7 protein-coding genes are annotated in these 6712 nt (G+C 40.3%); 1 reads left to right on the top strand and 6 read right to left on the bottom strand.

Annotated features, from left to right (window positions below):
• Window positions 1–90: 90 nt before the first annotated feature.
• The 6 genes from ACJMMI_RS05790 to rimP form a co-directional block, all read right to left on the bottom strand.
• On the bottom strand, window positions 91–873 hold the full coding sequence (locus ACJMMI_RS05790) for a TdeIII family type II restriction endonuclease (protein WP_405354257.1): 783 nt from the start codon (window positions 871–873) through the stop codon (window positions 91–93).
• An 81-nt stretch (window positions 874–954) separates the two neighbouring features.
• A complete protein-coding gene (gene infB, locus ACJMMI_RS05785) occupies window positions 955–3351 on the bottom strand; it encodes a translation initiation factor IF-2 (protein ID WP_405354256.1) in 2397 nt (798 codons plus the stop codon).
• Window position 3352: 1 nt separating this feature from the next.
• Complete coding sequence (locus tag ACJMMI_RS05780; protein WP_405354255.1) at window positions 3353–3670, bottom strand: L7Ae/L30e/S12e/Gadd45 family ribosomal protein; 318 nt, start codon at window positions 3668–3670, stop codon at window positions 3353–3355.
• A gap of 12 nt (window positions 3671–3682) precedes the next feature.
• A complete protein-coding gene (gene rnpM, locus ACJMMI_RS05775; RefSeq protein ID WP_405354254.1) occupies window positions 3683–3985 on the bottom strand; it encodes an RNase P modulator RnpM in 303 nt (100 codons plus the stop codon).
• Between the two features lie 43 nt (window positions 3986–4028).
• Complete coding sequence (nusA, locus tag ACJMMI_RS05770) at window positions 4029–5258, bottom strand: transcription termination factor NusA (RefSeq protein WP_405354253.1); 1230 nt, start codon at window positions 5256–5258, stop codon at window positions 4029–4031.
• 51 nt (window positions 5259–5309) lie between these two features.
• On the bottom strand, window positions 5310–5792 hold the full coding sequence (gene rimP, locus ACJMMI_RS05765; protein ID WP_405354252.1) for a ribosome maturation factor RimP: 483 nt from the start codon (window positions 5790–5792) through the stop codon (window positions 5310–5312).
• A gap of 220 nt (window positions 5793–6012) precedes the next feature.
• Between rimP and ACJMMI_RS05760 the strand changes: the two genes are divergently transcribed.
• On the top strand, window positions 6013–6369 hold the full coding sequence (locus ACJMMI_RS05760) for a tyrosine-type recombinase/integrase (protein ID WP_405354258.1): 357 nt from the start codon (window positions 6013–6015) through the stop codon (window positions 6367–6369).
• The last annotated feature ends 343 nt before the right edge of the window (window positions 6370–6712 follow it).

Here is a 6712-nt window from a genome sequence, read left to right as displayed (position 1 = left end):
GGATCGCATAAAATCAAATCAACCGAATGGTCGGGAATTGATTTCATTTTTTCAAAACAATCTCCTTGCATTAAGAAAACATCATTTAATTTATTCAAGAGAACGCTTAATATGAGATACACTTCTTTTATATTGTTCAAATATTATATTAAATCCGTTTTTATCATTGCAAACAAAATTCCAATAGTCTTTACCGATAAGAAGTTCTTCATTGGCAAAATATTGTTTTACTCTTTCCTGTCGCCACTCGTTTCCTTCACCGAATTTATTATAAGCAGTAGCAAAATATATTTTTACTTGTTCTTCATCCGAAATTTTATTCTTTAACAGAAAATATTCCTTTAATAATTCTATCTTTTCTGCTCTTGATTTTTTATTGTCTAAATCTCCACCTGCTTTTAATTCAATAATATAATGAGTTTTTGTATTTTCATCATAAAAATAATTATCGGTTTGGTGAACCTGTTTAAAGCTAACAGTATTTCTCGGAGTAATAAAGCGTTGATTTGTATAATGCCAAATTTCAGGTGGCGTATGATCATCATATGAACTCATGATATTTGAAATATGCTGAGTTTGTTCAGGTAATAAAAATGATGAAATTTCATTATTTACAGTATAAAATAATTTAGCAATATTATTGCCCATACGCTCTAAAACATTACCAAAACTACTATCAAAGCTTCTTACAAAAGCACTGTAAAAAATAAATTCTTCACCAAGTTCAGCAATAAAACAATTATTTTTTTTAGAATTAATTACGCCTCTTGGATCTTCCGCTTCTTTTTCATATCTTGACTTTAACCCTTCAGCAAAACAAGCAATAGCTGTATCAACAATAGATTGTACAGACTTCTTCATTTCTTCATTCATATAAGCATCTCCTTTCTATTAAGTAATATGAATAATACAACATAGAATCTCTAAAAAGAAATCCTATGTTGTAAAATTCAATTAATCACGATACTCCTCGATTGTGTAAGCCTCGAAGAGGTCGCCTTCTTTAATATCGTTGAAGCGTTCAAGACCGATACCGCACTCGTAGCCTTCGTTTACTTCCTTAACCGCATCCTTAAAACGCTGTAATGATGCGATTGTATCCTCGGCAATTACGATACCGTCACGAATTACTCTTACGCCTGCATTTCTTACAATCTTACCGCTCTTAACATAAGAACCTGAAATTGTACCTACAGACTTAATCTTAATTACATTTCTGCACTCGGCAGTACCGAGAACTACTTCTCTTGTCTTAGGAGCGAGCATACCCTTCATAGCAGCCTCAATCTCCTCAATGCAATCGTAAATAATTCTGTAAAGACGCATATCAACGCCTGCACTCTCGGCATTTGCGGCAGCAACGCTGTCAGGACGAACATTAAAGCCTACGATAATTGCATTTGAAGCCTCGGCAAGCATTACATCGGACTCGTTGATTGCACCAACACCGCCGTGAATTACATTTACTCTTACCTCGTCATTTGAAAGCTTTTCAAGTGACTGTCTTACTGCCTCAACAGAACCCTGTACATCAGCCTTAACGATAATCTGCAATTCCTTAACTTCGCCTAACTTCATCTGGTCAAAAAGGTTATCAAGTGTAACCTTAGTCTGAGCCTTGAACTGCTCCTCTTTCTGAGATGCCTTTCTCTGCTCAACAAGCTCTCTTGCAAGTCTTTCATCTGAAACTGCGTTGAATACATCGCCGCCCTGCGGAACTTCTGCAAGACCTGTAATCTCAACAGGAACAGATGGGCCTGCCTCTTTAACTCTTTCGCCCTTATCGTTTACCATTACTCTTACTCTGCCTACGCAAGTACCGGCAATTACGATGTCGCCCTGATGAAGTGTACCGTTCTGAACGAGTACGGTAGCAATCGGGCCTCTGCCCTTATCAAGACGAGCCTCAATAACAGTACCCTTTGCGGCTCTGTCAGGGTTAGCCTTAAGCTCTTTCATCTCGGCAATGAGTGTTACCATTTCAAGGAGGTCGTCAAGACCTTCTTTTGTCTTTGCAGATACAGGAATACATGGTGTATCGCCGCCCCATTCCTCAGGAACAAGCTCATACTCTGTGAGCTGCTGCTTAACATTCTCAGGGTTTGCACCAACCTTATCCATTTTATTGATAGCAACAATTACAGATACACCCGCAGCCTTTGCGTGGTTGATAGCCTCTACTGTCTGCGGCATAATACCGTCATCGGCAGCAACAACGAGGATTGCAATGTCTGTAACCTGTGCACCTCTTGCTCTCATAGTTGTGAAAGCCTCGTGACCCGGTGTATCAAGGAATGTGATAGGCTTACCGTTGATTTCAACTCTGTATGCACCGATATGCTGAGTAATACCGCCTGCCTCGCCTGCTGTAACATTTGCGTGACGGATTGCGTCAAGGATTGAAGTTTTACCGTGGTCAACATGACCCATTACAACTACAACCGGTGCTCTCTCTACGAGATTTGTATCGTCATCTTCACTGTCATCAATAATTCTCTCTTCGATTGTAACAACAACCTCTTTTTCAACCTTTGCGTGGAACTCCATTGCAATGAGTGACGCTGTATCAAAGTCGATTGTATCGGTTGCGGTTACCATTGTGCCCATAAGGAATGCCTTTTTTACAACCTCGGCAACTGTAGCTTTAAGTCTTAACGCAAGCTCCTGAACAACGATTTCGTCAGGAATCTGAATTGTCATCTGCTTCTGCTTACGCTCAAGTGCAATACGCTTCAAACGCTCCTGCTCGGTTTCTCTCTTGCCCTGTCTTCTGCCCTTCTGCTTCTGAGAACGGTTAGTAAACTTCTGCTTTTTAACAGTATTGTCTGTGCTTCTCATTTTTGAAGATGCGTTTGCAAGGTCATCATACTTCTGGTTGTAACGCTCAACATCAACATTTACTGCACGAGTATCAATTACTCTACGCTTGCGTGTTGAGGTTTCTTCTTCGCTTGTAATCTCTACAGGCTTTGTATCAGCCTTTGGCTCCTGCTTTGACTGCTTAGCAGACTTATCCTGTGGCTTATTCTGCTTTTTACCGTCGTTTTTATTGTCCTTATTCTCAGGCTTGCTGTCCTTATTGCCCTTGTTATCCTTATTATTAGCCTTTTTCTCGGTTTTAACCTCTGCCTTTGCAGGCTCGGCTGTTTTATTTCTTGATGCAAAATATTTGTCAAGGCTTGCCACATTGTTCTTCTGAGTTACAGCATCAAACACAATGTTTAACTCCTTCTCCTCAAGAGTAGCCATAGCCTTTTTAGTAACACCGCAGTTTTTCTCAAGAATATCTGTAATTTCCTTTACACTAACGCCCAAATCCTTGGCAACATCTCTTACTTTGTATTTTATCATATTATTCTCCTCTCTGTTCACCTTCAATAAGCATAGCAAGCTTATCTGCAAAACCTTTGTCCTCAACCGACAACACTCCACAAAGCTTGCCGACCGAAAAGCTTAATTCGTCTTTATTTCTGTTTACCTCAAGCACACGCACATTCTGCTTATGGGCCTGCACCAAAACAGGCTTTAAGCTGTTTTGTGAAAAATCTTTTGCATATATAATCAGTTTTGCCTTGCTCTTAGCCATTGAGTCAATGCAGGGGTCTGCTCCGATTACAAGCTTTCCTGCACGGCGGCACAAGCCAAGCAACGACAATATTCTGTCATTCATAATGAGCCTCCCTCAGCTGTTTGTTTTCAAGCTTTGTTCAAGCTGTTCATAAACTTCATCGGGGATTTTGCAGGAAAACGCCCTTTCAAAGCGTCTTGCCTTTCTTGCCTTTTCAAAACACTCGCAGTCAGGGCAAACATACGCACCCCTGCCCGACTTTTTGCCTGTAAGGTCAAGGCTTATTTCGCCATTAGAAATCACATTGCCGTTTTCATCCTTTGTATCGGGTGCTTTTACTACTCTGATAAGCTCACGCTTTTCTTTCATTTCGCCACAGCCTGTGCATTTTCTGAGTGGCTGTTTTTTCTGTGTCATAAAATCCCTCCCCTGCATTTATATATTTATATTTTATATAAAATTATTCCTCTGTTACAATCTCGTCAGCCTGAGTATCAGCCTCAGCACTTTTCTCTGTGCTGCTCTCGCCGTCAAGGTCAAGAGTATCAATGTTTTCCTCTGCTGTATCGTCAAGGTCGAGTGTATCTTCTGCTGTTGTGTCCTCAGCAACCTCAAGCTTTTCGTCCTCTTCGTCCTCACCAAAGAAACCGCTCTCTGGGCGAATATCAATCTTCCAGCCTGTGAGTCTTGCGGCAAGGCGAGCATTCTGACCCTTGTTGCCAATAGCAAGTGAAAGCTGACCGTCCGGTACAGTTGCTCTGCACTGCTTGCCCTCAAGGTCTGTAATCTCAACATTCAATACCTTTGCCGGTGAAAGAGCAGCTGAAATGTACTTCTGTGGGTCATCGCTGTACTCGATAATATCAATTTTCTCTCCGCCGAGTTCATCAACAATGCTGTTTACACGAGCACCCTTTGTACCAATGCAAGCACCGACAGCATCAATGTCAGGGTTGTTGCTTACAACAGCCATCTTAGTTCTTGAGCCTGCTTCACGGGTGATTGACTTAATCTCAACTACGCCGTCAAAAATCTCAGGTACTTCCTGCTCAAAAAGTCTTTTAACAAGGTCTTGATGTGATCTTGAAATGATAGCACGAGGGCCTTTTTCGCTTGTCTTAACATCAGCGATATATACCTTGATATGGTCGCCCTCTTTGAGGTCATCATGGCCAATCTGCTCACTCTTTGGAAGCATAGCCTCACTCTTACCGATTCTGATAACAGCAGCACCACTTTTTGGATCAATTCTCTCAACGGTAGCTGTAACAAGCTCGCCGAGTTTGCTCTTGAACTCAGAAAGAGTCTGACCCTTTTCACCTGTACGAATACCCTGGCGAATAGTGTTTCTTGCAGCACCGATAGCAATTCTGCCTAAATCCTTAGGGTCAAGCGGAATAGCAACCTTATCATCAAGATTAATAACTTTTCTCTTTAAAATTTTCTGAGCGTCCTCAAGAGAAATCTCGTAATCCGGGTCAAAAACTTCTTCAACAACAGTTTTCATAAGTCTTACATCAAAAATGTTTCTGTCAGGCAGAATTTTAAAAACTACCTCGTCATTACCGCCGTAATAGTTTTTGCAGGCAACCTCAATACCTTTTTCGATGTTTTCAATCATATAGTCCATTGGAATGCCTTTTTCTTTTTCGAGCATTTCAAGAGCAGCAAAAAGTTCCTTATTGTTCATTTTTCTGATCATCCTTTTCTCTTATCTTAAAATTGTTTTAATAAACTGAAATTACATATCAAAGTCGTCAAGCTTAATCCAAGACGCATCTTTTTTATTGATAGTGATGTGGTTTTCGCCGTCATGGTCAGAGATAGTAACCTCGCCGTTTTCGTATGCGTCAAGCACACCGCCAAACTCTCTGCCGATACCATCAATAGGGCGAAGCATTTTGACTTTGATGTCTGCACCGATGAACTGCATAAAATGCTCATCACGCACAAGCTCACGCTCAAGCCCCGGAGAGCATACCTCAAGGCAATACGCACTCTCAATCGGGTCAAGCTCATCAAGCGGCTTGTCAATAGCACGAGAAACATTCTCGCAATCGGTAATATCAATGCCCTCAGGCTTGTCGATATAGACCCTCAAAAACCAGTCTGCACCCTCTTTTACATATCTTACATCCCAAAGCGAAACTCCAAACTCCTTAACAATAGGCTCACAAAGCTCCCAAACCTTGGTAACAGTAAGACCGCCTTTTTTCTTTGCCATAATTACCTCCTTATGAGCATTTGCAACAGTGCAATGCAGAGCTGCAAGTTATTTTGCGGTATTTAATCAATGTAGAAACATAAAACACCGCAGTCGCAAACAGAAAGGAGTGGGCTTACTTCCCACTCCTTACTTTACAATACTTATTGTATTTAATTATAACACCATTAATATGAGATTGCAAGGGATTTTTGAAAATTCTTATAAATAAACAGCTTGAATTTATGCAAAAAACGGTTCGGTTATGACACCGAATTATTTAACAAAGAATTTTCGCAGAATAGCTGACAGTTTGGACTATTACGGCTTGCGTTTGCACGATTTAAGGCATAGTGTGGCAAGTAATTTGCTTAATAAAGGTTTTTCTTATGTCCAAACAGCTGAATGGTTAGGACACAGTAATCCGTCAACTACTTTTCGCTTTTATGCTCATATTGATAAAACTTCTAAAATTGCAATAGCTTCTGATTATGAACAGATTTTTAGAGAAGAAAAAAGCCGAAAAGTTGTAGAAAAATCAGCAAAAATTGTAGAAATCAATAGCTACAGAGCAAATTTTAAAATCCTTGATAAATAACAAAAACACCTCAAAAATGGCTTGCATATCGCCTTTTTGAAGTGCTTTTTAATGGCAGGGGGCAGAAGCGTCTGATATTTTCAAACCTGCTACCTCGCCTATTGCGGCTTATTCACAGTCAAAATATTCATCAACGCTCTCCCTAAAAACAGTCCACCGGACTGTTTTTTTAACGGTCGCCTTCGAGTCCTCCTGAGATTTATTTTATACTTTTTATATAAAAAATAAAACCAGCCTTTATTTAGACTGGTTTCTTTGGCAGGGGCAGAAGCGTCTGATATTTTCAAACCTGCTACCTCACCTATTGCGGCTTATTCACAGTCAAAACATTCATCAACGCTCT

The sequence above is a fragment of the Ruminococcus sp. genome, from assembly GCF_045129435.1.
In the GTDB taxonomy this organism is placed as follows: Bacteria; Bacillota; Clostridia; order Oscillospirales; family Acutalibacteraceae; genus Ruminococcoides.
The sequence above is the reverse complement of the archived record's forward strand: the minus strand, read 5'-3'. Positions and strand labels throughout refer to the sequence as shown.